Source organism: Arthrobacter sp. TE26545 (assembly GCF_056279005.1).
In genome coordinates, this window is record NZ_JBWBQM010000001.1 from 3,379,201 (window position 1) to 3,399,008 (window position 19,808).

Here is a 19,808-nt window from a genome sequence, read left to right on the forward strand (position 1 = left end):
TCAAAATCCACTCGCCTCGATACCAAACTGATATGGTGCCCGGCATGGATATCCACCACCTGAAGTACTTCGTGGTGCTCAGCGAGGAGCTTCACTTCGGCCGCGCGGCGCAGCGCCTGCATATGGCGCAGCCGCCGTTGTCGCAGCGGATCAAGGACCTGGAGAAAGAACTTGGGGTGCTCCTGTTTCACCGCCGGCGGACCGGCGTTGAGTTGTCCGAGGCCGGCGCTTTGCTGCTGGAGCATGCCCGGGCAGTGCTGGACAACGTGGCCCTGGCGCAGGAATCGATGCGGCGGATCCGGCCAGGGACGTCAGGCGTACTGCAGGTGGCGGTGCCGCCGGATACGAACCCGGTGGCCTTGTCCTCCATGGCTTCTTCTTTTGGTGCCGCGGCCCCTGATGTGCTGCTGAACCTGCACGAGCTCACCACCGTTGAGCAGGTGGAGCGATTGCGCGACGGCGAACTGGACGTGGCGGTGGTCCGTCACCCTTTGAGCGCGGTGGGCTTTGAATCGGGGCCGGTGTTCTCGAAGGCGCTGGGGGTGGTTTTGAATGCTTCGCATCCTTTGGCTGTGTTGGATGCGGTACCACTAGGTCAGCTGGCCGGGAATCCGCTGATCATCTTTCCCCGGCATATGGCCCCGCCTCTGTATGACTCGTTCCTGCAAACGTGCCGGGATGCTGCTTACCTGCCTGCCGCGATTGTGCACGCACGGAACCAGCACTTCACCCACGGCCTGGTCCTGGCCGGCCGGGGTGTGCACTTCAACGAGGAGCCGTGGACGGCGTTGCCTTCGGGGATTGTGTGGCGACCGCTGGTGGGCGATCCCTTGGCATGGCGGACCTCGGCACTGTGGCTGAAGAGCCGGCGGTCAGCGGAGACGGATGCGTTTGTTGAGGCGGTTGGCGTGGGGCTGGGCGCCGGTGGGCATGCAGCTCAACCTCGATGATCGACGTCTTTTGCCGCTATATCCTTGATCCATTGCGGGGTTACCACTCCGCGCTTCTTGTCGGCGGTCACACGCGCCTGAGCAGCTGCAATGCGCGCCTCTTCAGAGATGATGCGGCCCGTCGATGCAGACCGGTAGGTTTTGCGCACACCGCCTCGGCTTGTCGGCGCAGCTACAGCACCGGCACCCTTTGCTAATCCATTACTCGCCATCGCCAGCATCTCCTTCTCCACCCATCATCCCTGCTGTTTCGGTGGGAGTCGAGCTAACTGATCCCGCACCCGGTGGATCGCTTTCGATTACTTCCTCTGCGTCGAGGGCGTCTTCAGTGGCTGCGGCAATAACATCGGCCTCATGTTCTCCTGCCCACTCACTCTCGCCCAGCGCGTTCAGGACGCGATATCCGATCTCGGAATTGCCGTCCACCACCTGGTTCAGGGCCCATTCTGCCCGCGCCCACCACTGTTCTTTCCGATCTGACCTGACCCGTTGATCACGGTCCTCTTCAGCCTGTGCCCTGGCTGAAGCGGCCGCATGGTGAGCCGCCAGATAGGCAATCACCGCCGCAAGGACAGCCATCACGCCGCCGAAGCCAGCCGACGCCAGAAACATCCTCCAGAAGGGTTCATCCAGAATGAACGGAGGAAAAAGCCGACCCACGACCGCGCCCGCAATAGCAGTAAGAGCCAGCCAGACCCAAGGCGGTTTCCCTCGCTTCGTCACCCTGCGCTCATCAGTCATTTTCCGGCCTTCCTTGCATTGAAACGCCGCCACGTCGAAGCGACTTCATCCAGCATCAGAACTATCAAGAGGGTCTGGCTGGGTTGGGGCGGCACGGTTGCCTGCGGGGTCAACGCCTTGCGTTGACCCCGCAGGCACTACACCGTGACGTTGAACTTTCGCCCGCAGTGTCCGCATTTCATAAGACCTGCTGTGAGGCGAACATATGGACCGAGTTTGCGTCCGCACCCGGGGCAAGGAACATAGATCAGTCCGTTGACGCGTCGTGTAACCATGATTCATCCTTCCGGAACTCGCCGCACCTGAGCCTGGTCTCTGAAGAGCGCCGCTGGACTGGCATGGGATCTGAAGATCGCCGTCAAGTGAATCGCTCAGCACCCGGCTTCCCCGACGGATTCGGGGCCGCGTTAGGTTCCGATTGCACTATAGGAATGCGGTCTGACATTTTCCCGAGGTCCAACTCGCCAACCAACGGATGTGCCTCCAACCGCAAAATGCTGACCAGTTCCATTGAGCGTTGGCAACGCCGGGGATTTAATTGAGCCACCCAGGTTAGAAGGGGAGGCCGCGATATGACGACAGCTGATATTTCTTGGCCCGATGCACGTTCAGTGCCGAGACGACTTGCCAAAGTGATGTCTTTGGCTGAAGTCCCGACCACTGCAGGGATCTACGTCTGGTTCCGCGGATCGGAAGCTGTGTATTTGGGCCGCGCACATGGTCAGCTAGGCCTACGAGGACGGCTGCGCGCGCATCTCGCGATAGGCACGGACCTTAGCCGAAGCACCCTGCGGGCGAGCGTCGCGGCCAAGCAGCTTGGCATTGACCGTGCTGTGGCACGGCAACGTCCCAGCGTTATGACCACCGCCCAAGTGGGTGTGGTGAATGATTGGCTGACCGAATGTGAAGTCGGCTGGATCGAATGCAGCACCGGCGAGGAAGCCGACAGGCTTGAGCGAAATCTTCGGGCTGAGTGGCGACCATCTCTCAACCTCTACTGAGCAATGCGAGCGACCCCAACTTTGTCGCCCCTCCCCCATACAATTCATAGGCAAGTACGTGAGGGCGCCGAGGCCATGAGGTCAACGCAGTAGAACCGGCTACGCCCACGGGGGATTTGAACCTCCGCGGGTCAACAAGCCGGTAGTGAATGGGGAGCAGTGGCAAGCAACAACAACGCCAACTTGGTGTGGAGCATCGCGAACATCCTGCGTGGCACGTACAAGCCGGCGCAGTACGGCTCGGTGATCCTCCCTTTCACCATCCTCCGCCGGCTGGACTGCGTGCTGGAGCCGACCAAGGCGGCCGTCCTCAAGGAGGCTGAGGCGAAGAGGGATCTCAACATCCCGCTGGACCACTTCTTCGAAAAGGCTTCCGGTCACAAGTTCTTCAACACCTCGCTCTTCGACTTCCAGAAGCTCCTAGACGATCCGAGCCACATCAAGGCGAACCTGATCAACTATATCCAGGGTTTCTCAGAGAACACTCGGGACATCTTTGAGCGCTTCGAGTTCTACAAGACCCTCGAAAAGCTGGACAACGCGGACCTGCTCTACTACGTCACCAAGGACTTCGCGAGCATCGACCTCCACCCGGAAGAGGTCAGCAACCACGAGATGGGCCTTATGTTCGAGGAGCTCATCCGTCGCTTCGCTGAAGCCTCCAACGAGACCGCCGGTGAGCACTTCACTCCGCGCGAGGTCATCCAGCTCATGGTTGAGCTGCTGTTGAATTACGACGACGACGTCCTCACCAAGGATGGGATCGTCCGAACCGTCTATGACCCCACCGCAGGGACGGGGGGCATGCTCACCGTCGCTCAGGAACACCTGCGCGAGCTGAACCCGAGCGCGAAACTCGTCGCATCCGGCCAGGAGATCAACGACGAGTCCTACGCTATCTGCAAATCGGACCTGCTCATCAAAGGCCAGGACATCTCCAAAATCTATGTCGGCGACACGCTTGCCAACGACGAGACCATCGGCCAACACTTCGATTTCATGCTCTCCAACCCGCCGTTCGGCGTGGAATGGAAAAAGATCCAGGCACAGATCCAGAAAGAGCACGAACAGTACGGCTTCGAGGGCCGCTTCGGTCCGGGCCTCCCCCGCGTCAGCGACGGCTCCCTGCTGTTCCTGCTTCACCTCATCAAGAAGATGCGGCCAGCGCAGGAGGGTGGTTCCCGTATCGGCATCGTCCTGAACGGCTCTCCGCTCTTCACAGGCGGCGCCGGCTCCGGCGAGTCGGAAATCCGCAAGTACGTCATCGAGAACGACCTCGCGGAGGCGATCATCGCCCTGCCCACGGACATGTTCTACAACACCGGCATTGCCACCTACGTGTGGGTTCTGTCCAACAACAAGAAGCAGAAGAACCCCGAGCGGGTCGGCAAGATCCAACTGATCAACGGCGTCGATTTCTTCCGCAAGATGCGCAAGAGCCTTGGCTCCAAGCGCAAGGAACTCGGCCCGCAGGACATCGACCGCATCGTCAAGCTCTACGGGGACTTCGAGGATAACGGCGAGACCTCCAAGATCTTCAATAACCGCGACTTCGGCTACTCCACCATCACCGTGGAACGGCCGCTGAAGCTCAACTTCGCATTTCACCCTGAACGTGTCGAGCGCGCTTTCGCGCAAAAGGCACTGGAAAAGCTCGACGCCGAAACCCAGGAGGGTCTCCGGGCTTGCCTTAAGTCTGTGGTTGAGAAGTCCAATGGCGGCCGGCTGACGTCTCCGGTGAAGAACCGCGACGACTTCACCAAGACTCTGAAGGCATTGCTCAAATCCGGGAACGTCAGTCTCGGCGCGCCAGCACTGAAGGCTGTGCTTGCCGGGCTCTCCGAGCGGGATGAAACGGCCGATGCCTGCAAGGGACCGAAGGGCCAGCCCGAACCGGACACCGATCTGCGCGACACTGAAAACGTTCCCCTGGGCCAAGACATCCAAGAGTACTTTGCCCGCGAAGTCCTCCCCCATGTTCCCGACGCCTGGATCGACGAGTCGAAAACCAAAGTCGGCTACGAAATCCCGTTCACCCGGCACTTCTACAAGTACGTCGCACCGCGTTCCCTCGACGAGATTGATGCAGACCTCAATAAGCTCATCGCCGAGATCACAACGCTGCTGGCAGAGGTCGAGAAGTGACGAAGCTCGAGCCATACACGCAGTACAAGAACTCGGCCATCCCGTGGCTGGAAGAATTGCCCATCGAGTGGTCGGAGTCACGGCTCGGGTATGAAACATGGGTTCGAGCGCGCCTCGGCTGGAAGGGACTTAAAGCCGAAGAATACGTCGCAGACGGTTTTGCATTCTTGTCCACACCAAATATCAAAGGTCAGCTGATTGACTTTGACGAAGTAAATTTCATCAGCCAAGCACGGTATGACGAATCACCGGAGATCAAGCTTGCGCCAGATGACGTACTCCTGGCGAAGGACGGTTCGACGTTGGGTACAGTCAACGTCGTTCGTGCACTCCCCCGCCCAGCAACGGTAAACAGTTCGATTGCCGTACTGTCTCCGGGAGCCCGCTGCAACGGCCAATTTCTGAACTACCTCATTCAGAGCAACCTTATTCAGAGCAGGATTGAGCTGCTAAAGGGCGGAATGGGTGTTCCCCACTTGTTCCAAGATGACATCAGGCGTATGCCCATCCCCTTGCCCCCAATAGAGTCTCAGCAGTGCATCGTCGAATTCCTCGACCGCGAAATTGCCGAGATCGATGGGCTGATCGCGAAGCAGGAGCGCCTCATCGAACTCCTGGCCGAGAAGCGCCAGGCAGTCATCACGCAAGCCGTCACGAAGGGCCTCGACCCTACCGTCCCAACCAAGCCTTCCGGTATCCCGTGGCAGGACAGCGTTCCTGTCGACTGGACGGTTCAACCACTCAAGAATCTGATGACGATGCAGACGGGAGTTACGCTTGGAAAGGACTTCAGCGATTCCGAAACCGACTCCTACGCTTACCTCCGCGTTGCAAATGTCCAGATCGGCTACGTTGACCTTTCAGACGTAAAGCAGATCTCCCTCCCCAAGTCTGTCGCGGCATCATCCCTCCTCCAAAGGGGAGATGTCCTCATGACTGAAGGTGGTGACAGGGACAAGCTTGCCCGCGGCTGCATCTGGGACGGCTCAATCGATCCTTGCGTCCACCAGAACCACATCTTCGCCGTCCGCACAAACGGGCAATTACTCAACGAATTCCTCGTTTATGCCTTGGACGCAGCTCCCGCGCGCACCTATTTCTACACAACCGGCAAACAGTCCACGAACTTAGCATCCACGAACTCAACGACCGTCAAGAACTTTAAGTTCGGAGTTCCGTCGCTGAGGGAACAGCACCAAATCGTTGACTATCTGAAGCTCAAGACCCGCCAGCTCGACGACCTCGCCGGCAAGACCATGGTAGTAGTTTCAGCGCTTCGCGAGCGGCGTTCCGCTCTCATCTCCGCCACCGTCACCGGGAAAATCAACGTGGACACAAGGGCCGCGTCATGACGCCCCGTCCACAAACGATCCAGATCTATCTCCCCACAAGGAGATCTGTCAGGTATCCGCCGGGCCAAAATCACGGCTCGTACTGGGCGTGTATTTGAGGTTCCTAGGCCGTTGCTGGGCGGAATTCCGAGAGATGCCCGAAGCCAAGCAGGTTCCCGAATGAGCGCGATCCAAACGACGACAGCAACTTCTAGCAGCCTACAAAGCGCCTACAGCGTCAGAGGATAATCTTTGCTTTTCATACCCGAATCGAGCCCCAACTTCAGCGGCATAGCATTAGAGATCCACGTTCCTGTGTCCCGAGGCATCTACGACCTCTCCCAAAGCCTTGAACTTCTGCACTCTTCGGTCAGCGACTTCTACGGACGCCGCGGAGTAGTCACGGCAAAAGGGTATTGAGGCGGAATCGGTGGGGCGACCGGCCACGGGGCTGTGATGTCATTGATCCTCCGGGCGACACCTGGGGTCGGTAAGACGATCCTGGCAGCAATCGCCGTGGCGCGATCGATTCGTAAGAGGATTGCCGAGTACCGCAAGCGGAAGATGCGGCCGTTCCAACCCAACGCAGGTATTCACTTCGATCTTTGGCCTGTAGCTGATCGTCGCCCTCGCACCCAAGTAGCGACGTTGGTCGAAGCCTTGGACACCTTGCCGCAGTTATGCCTCCACATGGCCAGCGAACACCCTGGCGTGAGGCTCTCTTTCCTCGTTACGGGAAACGCCGAACGGATAGTAGTTCCTTACATCCGCATTGACTCCGACGTCTGTGACGCCGCATCGATGATTGGTCTCGCAGGTAAGGTCCAGAAAGACTTAGCCAAAGGAATTCGTGCAACACACTACACAGTGACTCGTAAGTGGGGTCTCTGGACAAAGATAGAACGACATTCAGACTCGACCGAGGCTTTCCACCTTGTCTTCGGGTTTCCCCACCACTGATCTTGCAGGAGCTCGAAGGTTGGGTTTGACAACCTGCGGCCATGGACGATCACGGAGCGGAACGGGTACAGAATTCCGGACCAATCCTGAAATCGGATTCAGGGTAATCCGCTCGATTCCTATGACTCCTCTAAACTGGCAAATGGACTAAATCCGCGCCAAGTTAGGGGACCATGGCACAGCACAACGAAGTCGTGTTCGAGGACGAGATCTGCGGAGCTCTCGCCAAGAGCGGCTGGATCTACGAACCGCACCGGAAGGCCAGCGAACTCTACGACCGCGACCGCGCCCTGGTCCCCGAGGACGTCATCGGCTGGCTCCAGGACACCCAACCGGACCAACTCGCCAAAGTCCTGAAAGCCACTGACTCCCCTGCTGAGCAAGTTTTCGCTCAAGCCAACCTGCTGGACCGCCTTTGCAAGGTGCTGGACAAGCCGGCCACTAAGGAATCCGGCATGCTTTCCGTCCTTCGCCAAGGGTTCAAGGACATCACAGCCAAGTTCGAGATGTGCCAGTTCAAGCCGGCCACCGGTCTGAACTCGCAAACCGAGGAGCGCTACGGCAAGGTCCGTCTCCGCGTCATCCGGCAGCTCTACTACTCCACGGCAAACAACAACAGCATCGACCTGGTCCTCTTCGTCAACGGCCTTCCTGTCGCGACCATCGAGATCAAGACGGACTTCACGCAGGACGCGGCTACCGCCGTCGAGCAGTACAAAAAGAACCGGCACCCGCGGAACGAAAAAAACAAAGATGAGCCGCTGTTAAGCTTCGGCCGTCGCGCGCTGGTCCACTTCGCGCTCAGCAACGACGAAATTCACATGACCACCGAGCTCAAAGGCAAAGGCACCTTCTTCCTGCCCTTCAACCTCGGCGACAACGGCCACAAGGGCAATCCTGTGAACCCCAACGGTTCACGCACCAGCTATCTCTGGGAAGAGGTACTGCGGCGGGACACCTGGCTGAACATCCTCGGCAAGTTCCTCCATCTCCAGGTAGACGACCGCACCGATCCCGTCACTGGTGAACGCAACATCCGCAAGTCCCTGCTGTTCCCGCGTTATCACCAGCTCGACGTCGTCAATCACCTGATCGGAGCGGCGCGCGCCGAAGGACCCGGGCATAAGTACTTGGTCCAGCACTCGGCGGGTTCCGGCAAGACCAACTCGATCGCCTGGACGGCCCATCAGCTCAGCACCCTTCACGACGCCGCCGACAAGAAAGTCTTCGACTCCGTCATCGTGGTCACTGACCGTACGGTCCTGGATTCCCAGCTGCAGGACGCGATCTTCCAGATCGACCACAAATCCGGGGTCGTCGCAACGATCAAGGGCAACAGCGGCGCGAAGTCCACCGAGCTCGCGGCCGCCCTCGCAGCGCGGACCCCGATCATCGTGGTAACCATCCAAACATTCCCTTTCGCCCTGAAGGCGATCGCCGAGAACCAGGCGCTGAAGGGGCGTAGTTTCGCGATCATCGCGGACGAAGCCCATTCTTCTCAGACCGGGTCCACAGCCAACAAGGTCAAGCAGGTACTCTCCGCGGAAGAACTCGCGAACGTCAATGACGGCGGCGAGATCGACGTCGAAGCGATCCTCACCGCCGAAATGAGCGAGCGTGCGGATGCGAAGAACATCAGCTACTTCGCCTTCACCGCCACGCCTAAGGCAAAGACGCTTGAGCTGTTCGGCCGTACAGGTCCCGACGGCCTCCCGCAGCCGTTCCACCTGTACTCCATGCAGCAGGCCATCGAAGAAGGCTTCATCCTTGATGTTCTGAGGAACTACACCTCTTACAAAGTGGCCTACCAGCTGGCTCACAACGGCCAAAGCTATGACTCCGACGACACCAAAGTCGAGAAGTCCGAGGCTCTCAAATCCCTCATGAAATGGGTGCGCCTGCACCCGCACAACATCAGCCAGAAGGTCGAAGTAATCGTGGAGCACTTCCGCGAGAACGTCGCCTGGCGCCTGGACGGCAAAGCAAAGGCCATGGTGGTCACGGGCTCCCGTAAGGAGGCGGTCCGCTACAAGCTTGCTATCGACAAGTACATCGCCGACGCCGGATACTCGGGTTTGCGTGCGATGGTCGCCTTTTCTGGCGAAGTGCTCGACGACGAGTCCGGCCCCGAGGCTTTCACCGAGACCAATATGAATCCCGGCCTCAACGGGCGCACGCTCCCCGAGGCCTTCGCGACCGATGAATTCCAGATCATGTTGGTGGCCAACAAATTCCAGACCGGCTTCGACCAGCCGCTGCTTGTTGCCATGTACGTGGACAAGAAGCTTTCCGGCGTCTCGACGGTGCAGACTTTGTCCAGGCTGAACCGAACCGCCGTTGGCAAGGACCAGACGTTCGTACTCGACTTCGTCAATGATCCACAGGACATCCTCGACGCGTTCAAGCCGTATTTCCTGGAAGCTCGGCTTGCAGACATCGCCGATCCCAATGTGGTGCACGATGTGCAGAGCAAGCTAGACGCAGCCCAGATCTACCTAGAGTCGGAGATTGAAGGGCTGGTCAAGGCATACCTGCTGGAGGAGGGCAACAACGCGCTATCTTCATGGACCGCGCCGGCCAAATCCCGTTTCAACACCCGCTACAACGAAGCTGTGGCCGCGGACGGCAAACCCGCCCAGGAGGAACTGGACCTCTTCCGGAAGGATATGGGCTCCTTCATCCGGGCCTACGATTTCCTCTCGCAGATTTACAACTACGGCGACTCCGAGCTCGAAAAGCGTGCCATTTACTACAAGCACCTGCTTCCACTGCTGCGGGTGAATGACTCGCGCATTCCGGTGGACACCTCCGAAGTGGTCCTGGCGAAGTACGCCCTGAGGAACAAGGGAACGGCCCGGCTCGACCTCGGCGAAGGTGAGGCACTCAAGCCGTTGGATGCCGTGGGCTCGGGGCAGGCCAAGGACCCGGTGTTGGCCACGTGGGAAGAGATCATCCAGCAGGCGAACCTGCCATTCGAAGGCGAAGAGATGGACGCAGTGGCGCACTTTGTCGAGGGGGTTCGCCGCGAGCTTGTAAAGAACGAGACGCTCCGTACCCAGGCCAGGAACAACTCGCGGAGTCACTTCAGCAACAGTCCCGATTTGGAGGCAGCTGTCACCGACGCTGTGTCTGGCTCAATGGAAAGTCACTACAACCTGAGCCTGCAGGCGCTTGGCGACAAGACAAAGATGAGGGCTTTGCTCAAGATGTTGAGCGAGCTGGTGTACGAGGAGTTGCAGGGATGACTTGGCCCGCGTGGTTCGCCGATTGGAGAACCGAGCTTACTCTCATACCTGCAGCTGCTGGTTGGATCAGCGCGTTCATTGCATGGAAAAACCTGCGCCTTTCAGGCAGGCAGGAAGCAAGACGCCTCCGGAATTTGAGAATTGACTACATTCAATCGCGATACGCAATTCTGAAAGATATCATTGAGGTTCAAGTCACGGCCCGAGTCGACAATCCCGCCGATCGGCCAAATAGTCTTGTGTCCGCCTATTTGGTTATCAGTTACAAGAACTCTACTGGCCAAATCATGACGGCAAAGTATCCACCGATTCCGCCCACAGGGAGTCTACCGGACGAAATATTCAAAATCCCTCTGAAGATTGACTCGAATTCATCAGTCCGCGGTTCTATTTGCTATGAAGTTCCGGCCGCGCTCTGGGAAACACTGCGCCTAGCACGATTTTCGATCGAGGGGCTTGATGTAGAACGACGCACCGTGACCAGCCAGCGCTTTGTTCGAATGTCAAGGAAACAGAAGGAGGCAACGAATTGAATAAGTCGCAAAGGATAAGGCCGACGAAGCCACTAGAAATTGTCGCGGACGCCGGTGTCTGGAGACTAGACGAAGCGTTCGGACAGCTTCTGTGCCAGATCGTGATCGACACCTCGGCACGTCCTGAAATTTCCGAGTTAGCTAGGATGCACATTCAAGGCCGAAGTGTAGACAGCATTACTCAATGGAGTTGGCCTCGATTCAAATCCATGCCAGATCGATTCCTCACATTCGTTTACACCGAGCCGCTACACGTTGAATTTACGATTCGATTCGAAATGCCCAAACATGCATCCCTCATCGAACAGATTGTTCAAACAGAATGTCTCGTAATCGTTCCTGGCGAACCGACAGACTCAACAGCTACCGGACTGGCAAAGCCCAGCTTGGTTGTTGAGGTCATGGAAACGGAATTCGAAAAAGATTGGGACTCCATATTCTTGGCGGCCCTTACCAAGTCTGCGACCGCAAGAGGAACGAATCGCTCTCTTGCGCGTGAAATAGCGAAGGAGACCATTACCAAAATGCGTTCGCTGACAGAACGCAGATGGAGCGAAAATGGCCTCGACTGAGGCAGTCGAGGCCCTCATTACTCTCCGGACGTGAGACTCACTAGTCTCAAGCGGAACTGTCGGCGACGACCCGCCAAACAAACAGCCCAGATCCAACGCCACAGAACGAATGGCATTCCGGCAAATCCCCTGCTCGCGCAAAGATGCATTACCGCTATGCATGGCACAAAAGCAGCCAGCAAGTTGGGTCAGTTGTTACACTCGCCCCATAAGCGCTGAAGAAAGATTTGCTCATGAACGCGGTTCTTACGGTAGCGATTCGCCGAAGCGAATTATTCAGCTGCAACATTAAACCAGTTATCGACACTCTCTTGATCTGCCTTCGGGTCCTGGACGAGACCTAGGCCGGACGCGCGTTCGAAAACTAAGCGCGAAAGAGTAGACCGCAGCTCGTCGACCTCAATCCCAGCCTTCAGATTTCCAGTAAAAAGCAAAGTCTTCAGGAAGTAGTCAACGTAACTCCGGGCAATCTGAAATTCACTCCCACTCGAAATATCTCGCGCATTCTTACTCAGCAAATTCAGTTCACGAATGCCGAACGTCGACTCTTCAATTCCAGCCTTCTCCCATGCGTCACTATTTAAGACCAAAGAAGCAACTTCGATGATTGCTGCTAAGTTCTTCTTATCGACAGCCGGAAGCTTCCTATCGAACCGCTTGAGCCTTTGAATAATGATCGGCACATCAGGGTAATTCATATCCGATTGCGATTCCTTGGAATCCAAGTGAGGCGGCCAAACGACCCCGGGCGGAGAACTCAGAATCGTGGCCGCCGGAACTGCTGCACTGACAAGAGCCCTAAATGAGTTGTAACCACCCCAGGTTCCAACTACACCCATTCCAAAACTGGATTGAACCTTCTGCGCAACCTCGGCCAAAGACGCCTGTTTCGTTAGACCCTCCACTACTCGTTTCGTCTCCGCGACGAGCGCGAGGCGGATATCATTGTCTGCCTCGTCCTCGATCCGAGGTGCTTCCTCCACCGCCTCTGCATCTCGGTCCGAAGGCGCGGCTATCTCCTGTGCGATCCTTTCCAGTTCGTCCCGAAGATCCTGCGCCAAGTCGTCAACAGTTGCAAGGAGGTCAGCCATTCTTCGGGCGAGTTTGGTCGCCAGCGGTGGCAGCTTCACGCCGGGCTTGTAAGTGTCTTCATGCGTTAGTTCGCCCCAACCATCCTGCAACAACGTCCGAGCCTGCAACTCGGCACGAACAGGGACCCATTTGACAGACGCCGTCCCAACAAAAGTGCGCAGATTGATGTGATAAGCACGATAGCCAGATTCTTTTGGCTCATCCACATACTTCTTCTCAGTTTCAGGCTCTATCGCAAAGGGCGGACGTTCTTCATCATCTATAGTCGGAAGTCCCGCCAAGATTGAGCTAAGCGTCTTTACGTCGCTGTTGTTATTGCAGGTGAGTCTGACCCCGACTATGTCATCAATAACCAGAGGAATCGAATCTAGATTCGTAATCTTAGTCCGATACTTTGGGTTCAGCATTTTCACCCATAGTCGACTGGACCCTTTTACCCTCGACGCGGAAAGACGTATTCGGTATCGATCCAAGTCCCCCAGTTGCTCGTCTAGCAGACCGTCTAGAAACCGGCAGAAACTGTCCAACGCGGGCCTGAAAAGACTTCCCGCCTGAATCTCATACCAATCTTCAAATGCAGCATAAGAAAAGGAAAATGGAGAGTCAATGTCCTTAGCCGAGGAGCCGCGGGCCTGTCTAGTCATGAAGCATTCTAACGTCCGGGCCCCATGGTGCGGCTCAAGAGGGAGATCGCCAGTGGCTGGCACGCTACCCTTCGAAGCACTGGGTCGATATGGCTTGGCAAGCTTTTGGGTCAGCGGCCATGAAGCATCCCCCGGCGTATGCCGGCGCGCTCCAGGTCCGCGCGCAGGCTGAGAGACCGGATGAAGAAGGTGAACGGACGGCACAAGGTCCAGACGCCCGCGCTCCTTGCACTTTGGTATCCCAAGCCACCCCTCCCCCCGCGTCACCCCTTGACTCCCCTCCGCACCTTCCCTACACTTTTCATAAAGCAGAATCTAAATTCCACAAAGCGGAAACTGTAGAATCTAAGCCAAGCGGAACCTAGATCCAAGCCTCTCCTCGGAAGGACACCTACGATGACGTACACAGTGAACTGCTCCATCCTGCTGACGGAGCTGCCCCTGCTCGAGCGCCCGGCCGCCGCCAAGGCTGCCGGTTTTGACGCCGTCGAGTTCTGGTGGCCGTTCGATACCTCCGTCCCGTCGGATGCACAAACGACGAAGTTCGAAAACGCCATCAAGGACGCCGGCGTGCAGCTCACCGGCCTGAACTTCAACGCCGGCAACATGCCCGGCGGCGACCGCGGCCTGGTCTCCTGGCCCGCCCGTTCCACCGAATTCCAGGACAACATCGACGTCGTCGCCGGCATCGGCGAGCGCCTCGGCTGCAAGGCCTTCAACGCCCTCTACGGCAACCGCGTTGACGGTGTCTCCGCCGAAGAGCAGGACGCAATCGGCGCCGAGAACCTCGCCAGGGCCGGCCAGGGCGTCGCCCGCATCGGCGGCACCGTCCTCCTCGAGCCGGTCAGCGGCGCACCCAAGTACCCGCTCCTCAAGGCCGCTGACGCCCTCGCCGTCATCGCCCGCGTCAAGGAAGAGTCCGGCGTCGAGAACGTCAAGCTGCTTGCCGATTTCTACCACCTGGCAGTCAACGGCGACGACGTCGCAGCCGTGATCGAGAACCACGCCAAGGACTTCGGCCATATCCAGATCGCCGACAACCCCGGCCGCGGCGCCCCCGGCACTGGCGAACTCCCCCTCGGCGAATGGATCGCCCGCAGCCGCGAACTCGGCTACGAAGGCTACATCGGCCTCGAGTACAAGGAGCCGCAGGAAACCGCCTTCGCCTGGGCCATCCGCGAACGCGCCTCCCGCTAGAACTAGCACAGCCAAGCTAAAACAAGACTTTCAGTAAAGGATTCACAATGAGCAACGTTGCAGTCATCGGCCTCGGAATCATGGGCCTGCCCATGGCCATCAACCTCGTCAAGGCCGGCCACACCGTCACCGGTTTCAACCGCAGCCAGGACAAGATCGACAAGCTCGTCTCCGAAGGCGGCAAGGGTGCCACCAGCATCGCGGACGCCGTGAAGGACGCCGACGTCGTCATCACCATGGTGCCGGACTCCCCCGATGTAGAGGGTGTTGTCGGCGGCGAAGAAGGCGTGTTCGCCAACGCCAAGCAGGGCACCCTGTGGATCGACGCTTCCTCCATCCGCCCGGACGTTGCCGTCCGCCTCGCCGAAGCCGCCAAGGCCGCCGGCATCCGTCCGCTGGACGCCCCGGTCTCCGGTGGCGAGCAGGGCGCCATCGACGCTGTGCTGTCCATCATGGTCGGCGGTTCCGCCGAAGACTTCGAGGCCGCACAGCCCGTCCTCAACGCCGTCGGCAAGACCATCGTCCACGTTGGCCCCTCCGGCTCCGGCCAGACCGTCAAGGCTGCAAACCAGCTGATCGTGGCCGTCAACATCGAGGTCCTCGGCGAAGCCATCGCCTTCCTCGAGGCCTACGGCGTGGACACCGACGCCGCCCTCAAGGTCCTGGGCGGCGGCCTGGCCGGCTCCAAGGTCCTGGACCAGAAGGGCCAGAAGATGCTCGACCGCAACTTCGACCCCGGCTTCCGCCTCGCCCTGCACCACAAGGACATGGGCATCGTCACCTCCGCAGCCCGCGAGGCCAACGTCGCCATCCCGCTCGGCGCGGCTGTCGCCCAGCTGGTCGCCGCCACCGTCAACCAGGGCGACGGCGGCCTGGACCACTCGGGACTCTTCAAGCAGGTCCTGCAGCTCTCCGGCCGCAAGTAAACCCCCGCGCCAAGGCGCGAAACAAGCACAACCCGGCAGCCGCCGTCGCACGAAAACGACGGCGGCTCAGCCCGACACACCCAAAACCGCCCCGCACAGGACACCAAACGGGGCAAACAAACAGACTTTCAAGGAGCACACAATGGCAAAGATGCGCACCGTTGACGCGGCCGTCGCCATCCTGGCAAAGGAAGGCGCCATCGAGGCGTTCGGCCTGCCGGGCGCGGCAATCAACCCCTTCTACTCCGCTATGCGCAAGCACGGCGGCATCCGCCACACCCTGGCCCGCCACGTTGAAGGCGCCAGCCACATGGCCGACGGCTACTCCCGCGCCAAGGACGGCAACATCGGTATCTGCATCGGCACCTCCGGCCCCGCCGGCACCGATATGATCACCGGCCTGTATGCCTCCTGGGCCGACTCCATCCCGATGCTTTGCATCACCGGCCAGGCCCCCGTTGCCAAGCTGCACAAGGAAGACTTCCAGGCCGTGGACATCGAGTCCATCGCCAAGCCGGTCACCAAGATGGCCATGACCATCCTGGAGCCGGGCCAGGTTCCCGGCGCCTTCCAGAAGGCCTTCCAGCTGATGCGCTCCGGCCGTCCGGGCCCGGTGCTGCTGGACCTGCCCTTCGACGTGCAGATGGCCGAAATCGAATTCGACATCGACACCTACGAACCCCTGCCCGTGGAGAAGCCCAAGGCCAGCCGCAAGCAGCTGGAAAAGGCCCTGGACATGCTCACCGCTGCAGAGCGTCCGCTGATCGTCGCTGGTGGCGGCATCATCAACGCCGGCGCCTCCGCGCAGCTGGTTGAACTGGCCGAGATCCTGAACGTTCCGGTCATCCCCACCCTGATGGGCTGGGGCACCATCCCGGACGACCACAAGCTGATGGCCGGCATGGTGGGCCTGCAGACCTCCCACCGTTACGGCAACGAAACCCTCCTGGCCTCGGACTTCGTGATCGGCATCGGCAACCGCTGGGCCAACCGCCACACCGGCGGCCTGGACACCTACACCGCGGGCCGCAAGTTCGTGCACATCGACATCGAGCCCACCCAGATCGGCCGCGTGTTCTCCCCGGACTTCGGCATCGCCTCCGACGCCGGTGCGGCCCTGGACGGCCTGCTGGAAATCGCCCGCGAGCGTAAAGCCGCAGCAGGCCTGCCGGACTACACCGCCTGGGTCGCCGACTGCCTCAAGCGCAAGGGCTCCCTGCAGCGCAAGACCCACTTCGAGAACGTGCCGATCAAGCCGCAGCGCGTGTACGAAGAGATGAACAAGTCCTTCGGCAAGGACACCACTTACGTGACCACCATCGGCCTGTCGCAGATCGCCGGCGCGCAGCTGCTGCACGTCTTCGGCCCGCGCAAGTGGATCAACGCCGGCCAGGCAGGCCCGCTGGGCTGGACCGCTCCGGCCGCCCTCGGCGTCGTGCGCGGCAAGCCGGGCGAGACCGTTGTTGCCCTCTCCGGTGACTACGACTTCCAGTTCATGATCGAAGAGCTGGCCGTGGGCGCGCAGTTCAACCTGCCGTACATCCACGTGGTGGTGAACAACTCCTACCTGGGCCTGATCCGCCAGTCGCAGCGCGGCTTCGAGATGGAGCAGAACGTCTCCCTGGCGTTCGAGAACATCAACAGCCCGGAGACCAACGGCTACGGCGTGGACCACGTCAAGGTCACCGAAGGCCTGGGCTGCAAGGCCCTGCGCGTCGACAACCCCTCCGACCTGCCCGCCGCCTTCGACAAGGCCAAGGCACTCATGGAGGAATTCAAGGTTCCCGTGGTGGTCGAAGTGATCCTGGAGAAGGTCACCAACATCTCCATGGGTGTCGAGATCAACGGCGTGAACGAGTTCGAAGAGCTGGCCGAGCGCGGCGAGGACGCCCCCACGGCGATCATCGCGCTGCTGGACTAGTAAGCAAGCAAGTACAAGGAGGTAACGGAATGCGTGTGGTCATCGCCCCGGACAAGTTCAAGGGTTCACTGTCCGCTCCCGAGGTCGCCCGGCACCTGGCGGACGGCCTGGCGGCCGGTTTCGACGCTGCGGGTGCCTCGGAAACATTGGAGACCACGCTCATTCCAGTAGCCGACGGCGGCGAGGGAACCCTCGACGCCGCCGTCGGCTCCGGCTTCACCCGCCGCAGCGCCACCGTGACCGGCCCGCTGGGCGAGCCGGTGACGGCGGACTTCGCGGTCCGCGGCAACCAGGCCGTCATCGAAATGGCGGCCGCCTCCGGGCTGGCGCTCCTCCCGGGAGGCCCCAGCACCGATACCGCGAAGGACGCCAACAGCATCGGCACCGGCGAACTCATCCGCGCCGCGCTGGACCTGGGCTGCCGGAAGATCATCCTCGGCGTCGGCGGCAGCGCCAACACCGACGGCGGCGCCGGCGTGCTGCAGGGCCTGGGCGCCCGGCTGCTGGACGTCGACGGGAACGAACTCCCGGCAGGCGGCGGCGCGCTGGCCGGCTTGGAGCGGATCGACTTCTCCGGCCTGGACGTGCGGCTGGAGGACAGCCGCTTCGTCCTGGCGTCCGACGTCGACAACCCCCTCCTCGGCACGCTCGGCGCCCCGGCGGTGTTCGGTCCGCAGAAGGGCGCGACGCCGGAGGACGTCACCGCGCTGGACGCCGCCCTGGCCCGCTTCGTCGAGGTCCTCGGCGAAGAGATCGGCGACCGCGCCGGGCGTGCCGCCGAGGCACCGGGCGCCGGCGCGGCAGGCGGTGTGGGCTACGCCGCCATCGCGGTCCTGGGCGCGGCACGGCGGCCGGGGATCGACGTCGTCCTCGAATTCACAGGGCTCGCCGGACAGCTGGCCGGCGCCGATCTGGTGATCACCGGCGAAGGTAGCCTGGACGAACAAAGCCTGCTCGGCAAGACCCCCATGGGCGTGGCCCGTGCTGCGGAAGCCGCGGGCGTTCCCGTGGTGGCCGTCTGCGGCCGGACCACCCTGAGCCAGGAGCAGCAAAGCGACTCAGGATTCCGGCAGGTTCTTCCCCTGACCAGCCTTGAATCCGACGTCGAAGTATGTATAAGGGAAGCAGGAACCTTGCTCGAAAAGCTGGGGCGGACCATCGGCGCACAGCTCGCGGCCGCCTCCCGCACGAAGGAGTCTCTCAATGTCTGAAAGCTTTGACCTGGTCATCCGCGGCAAGCGGATCCTCACCACTGCGGGAATCGCCGCCCGCGAGGTCGGCGTCCGCAACGGCGTGATCGCCGCCATCGAACCGCTCGGCAACGGCCTGGCAGGTGCCGAAGTCATCGACCTCGCCGACGACGAAACCCTCATCCCGGGCCTCGTGGACACCCACGTCCACGTCAACGAGCCCGGCCGCACCGAGTGGGAAGGCTTCGCCTCGGCCACCCGTGCCGCGGCGGCCGGCGGCGTCACCACCATCATCGACATGCCGCTGAACTCCATCCCGCCCACCACCACGGTGGAAGGCCTCAAGCTCAAGCGCGAGGTGGCCGAGGACCAGGCGTTCGTCGACGTCGGATTCTGGGGCGGCGCGATCCCCGGCAACAAGGCCGACTTGCGCGGCCTGCACGACGAAGGCGTCTTCGGCTTCAAGTGCTTCCTGCTGCACTCCGGTGTGGACGAATTCCCGCACCTTGACGCGGACGAGATGGAAGAGGACATGCGCGAGCTGAAGTCCTTCGACTCGCTCATGATCGTCCACGCCGAGGACTCCCACGCGATCGACCACGCCCCACACCCGGGCGGGGACCACTACGCCACCTTCCTGGCCTCCCGCCCGCGCGGTGCCGAGAACAAAGCGATCGCCGAGGTCATCGAACGTGCCCGCTGGACCGGCGCCCGCGCGCACATCCTGCACCTTTCCTCCTCGGACGCGCTGCCCATGATCGCTTCGGCCAAGCGCGATGGCGTGAACCTCACCGTTGAGACCTGCCCGCACTACCTGACCCTCATGGCCGAGGAAATCCCCGACGGCGCCACTGCCTACAAGTGCTGCCCGCCCATCCGCGAGGCATCCAACCGGGAACTGCTGTGGAAGGGCCTGGAAGACGGCACCATCGACTGCATCGTCTCGGACCACTCCCCCTCCACCCTTGACCTCAAGGACCTGGAAAACGGCGATTTCGCCGTGGCCTGGGGCGGCGTTTCCTCCCTGCAGCTGGGCCTGTCCCTGATCTGGAGCGAGGCACGCCACCGCGGCATCTCCCTGGAGCAGGTGGTCTCCTGGATGTCCGCCAAGCCCGCCGCCCTGGCCCGCCTGTCCAACAAGGGCCAGCTGGCGCTCGGCTACGACGCCGACTTCTCGGTGTTCGCAGCGGACGAGGCGTTCGTGGTGGATGTCAAGAAGCTCAAGCACAAGAACCCCATCACTCCGTACGACGGCAAGGCGCTTTCCGGCGTCGTCCGCAAGACCTACCTGCGGGGCTCGGTGGTGGACGGCCAGACCCCCGGCGGAAAGCTGATCCGCCGCGGCGGCGTGTAAGGCGGA

At 60.6% G+C, this 19,808-nt stretch carries 15 protein-coding genes; 12 read left to right on the forward strand and 3 right to left on the reverse strand.

Annotation, left to right across the window (positions count from 1 at the left end):
* Positions 1–44 precede the first annotated feature (44 nt).
* Complete coding sequence (locus ACZ9CK_RS15335; protein ID WP_476050366.1) at positions 45–950, forward strand: LysR family transcriptional regulator; 906 nt, start codon at positions 45–47, stop codon at positions 948–950.
* On the opposite strand, the gene ACZ9CK_RS15340 is transcribed toward ACZ9CK_RS15335, so the two are convergent.
* Positions 938–1,183, reverse strand: a complete 246-nt coding sequence (locus ACZ9CK_RS15340; protein ID WP_476050367.1) for a hypothetical protein — start codon at positions 1,181–1,183, stop codon at positions 938–940. The genes ACZ9CK_RS15335 and ACZ9CK_RS15340 overlap by 13 nt on opposite strands.
* The gene (locus ACZ9CK_RS15345) at positions 1,152–1,691 is read right to left on the reverse strand and encodes a hypothetical protein (RefSeq protein WP_476050368.1); all 540 of its coding nucleotides are present in this window, start codon (positions 1,689–1,691) and stop codon (positions 1,152–1,154) included. The genes ACZ9CK_RS15340 and ACZ9CK_RS15345 overlap by 32 nt, the downstream gene beginning before the upstream one ends.
* A gap of 572 nt (positions 1,692–2,263) precedes the next feature.
* On the opposite strand from ACZ9CK_RS15345, the gene ACZ9CK_RS15350 reads away from it, so the two are divergent.
* From ACZ9CK_RS15350 to ACZ9CK_RS15375, 6 genes are all read left to right on the forward strand, one after another.
* Positions 2,264–2,692, forward strand: a complete 429-nt coding sequence (locus ACZ9CK_RS15350) for a GIY-YIG nuclease family protein (protein WP_476050369.1) — start codon at positions 2,264–2,266, stop codon at positions 2,690–2,692.
* A 159-nt stretch (positions 2,693–2,851) separates the two neighbouring features.
* Positions 2,852–4,837 (forward strand): type I restriction-modification system subunit M, encoded by a 1,986-nt coding sequence (locus ACZ9CK_RS15355; RefSeq protein WP_476050370.1) that lies wholly within the window; start codon positions 2,852–2,854, stop codon positions 4,835–4,837.
* The gene (locus tag ACZ9CK_RS15360) at positions 4,834–6,189 is read left to right on the forward strand and encodes a restriction endonuclease subunit S (RefSeq protein ID WP_476050371.1); all 1,356 of its coding nucleotides are present in this window, start codon (positions 4,834–4,836) and stop codon (positions 6,187–6,189) included. The genes ACZ9CK_RS15355 and ACZ9CK_RS15360 overlap by 4 nt, the downstream gene beginning before the upstream one ends.
* 1,112 nt (positions 6,190–7,301) lie before the next feature.
* The gene (locus ACZ9CK_RS15365; RefSeq protein ID WP_476050372.1) at positions 7,302–10,373 is read left to right on the forward strand and encodes a type I restriction endonuclease subunit R; all 3,072 of its coding nucleotides are present in this window, start codon (positions 7,302–7,304) and stop codon (positions 10,371–10,373) included.
* Positions 10,370–10,906: a hypothetical protein gene (locus tag ACZ9CK_RS15370; RefSeq protein ID WP_476050373.1), complete on the forward strand. Its 537-nt coding sequence runs from the start codon at positions 10,370–10,372 to the stop codon at positions 10,904–10,906. The genes ACZ9CK_RS15365 and ACZ9CK_RS15370 overlap by 4 nt, the downstream gene beginning before the upstream one ends.
* A complete protein-coding gene (locus ACZ9CK_RS15375; protein WP_476050374.1) occupies positions 10,903–11,478 on the forward strand; it encodes a hypothetical protein in 576 nt (191 codons plus the stop codon). The genes ACZ9CK_RS15370 and ACZ9CK_RS15375 overlap by 4 nt, the downstream gene beginning before the upstream one ends.
* A gap of 272 nt (positions 11,479–11,750) precedes the next feature.
* Here ACZ9CK_RS15375 and ACZ9CK_RS15380 read toward each other — a convergent pair whose 3' ends face one another.
* Positions 11,751–13,214: a GTP pyrophosphokinase gene (locus ACZ9CK_RS15380; protein ID WP_476050375.1), complete on the reverse strand. Its 1,464-nt coding sequence runs from the start codon at positions 13,212–13,214 to the stop codon at positions 11,751–11,753.
* A 396-nt stretch (positions 13,215–13,610) separates the two neighbouring features.
* On the opposite strand from ACZ9CK_RS15380, the gene ACZ9CK_RS15385 reads away from it, so the two are divergent.
* From ACZ9CK_RS15385 to allB, 5 genes are all read left to right on the forward strand, one after another.
* On the forward strand, positions 13,611–14,411 hold the full coding sequence (locus ACZ9CK_RS15385) for a hydroxypyruvate isomerase family protein (protein ID WP_476050376.1): 801 nt from the start codon (positions 13,611–13,613) through the stop codon (positions 14,409–14,411).
* 47 nt (positions 14,412–14,458) lie between these two features.
* A complete protein-coding gene (locus tag ACZ9CK_RS15390) occupies positions 14,459–15,337 on the forward strand; it encodes a 2-hydroxy-3-oxopropionate reductase (protein ID WP_426299932.1) in 879 nt (292 codons plus the stop codon).
* A 142-nt stretch (positions 15,338–15,479) separates the two neighbouring features.
* Positions 15,480–17,258: a glyoxylate carboligase gene (gene gcl / locus ACZ9CK_RS15395; RefSeq protein WP_476050377.1), complete on the forward strand. Its 1,779-nt coding sequence runs from the start codon at positions 15,480–15,482 to the stop codon at positions 17,256–17,258.
* A gap of 29 nt (positions 17,259–17,287) precedes the next feature.
* A complete protein-coding gene (locus ACZ9CK_RS15400) occupies positions 17,288–18,469 on the forward strand; it encodes a glycerate kinase (RefSeq protein ID WP_476050378.1) in 1,182 nt (393 codons plus the stop codon).
* Entirely contained in the window at positions 18,462–19,802 is a 1,341-nt protein-coding gene (allB, locus tag ACZ9CK_RS15405; protein WP_476050379.1) for an allantoinase AllB, read from the forward strand. Before ACZ9CK_RS15400 ends, allB begins: the two co-directional genes overlap by 8 nt.
* Positions 19,803–19,808: the final 6 nt, after the last annotated feature.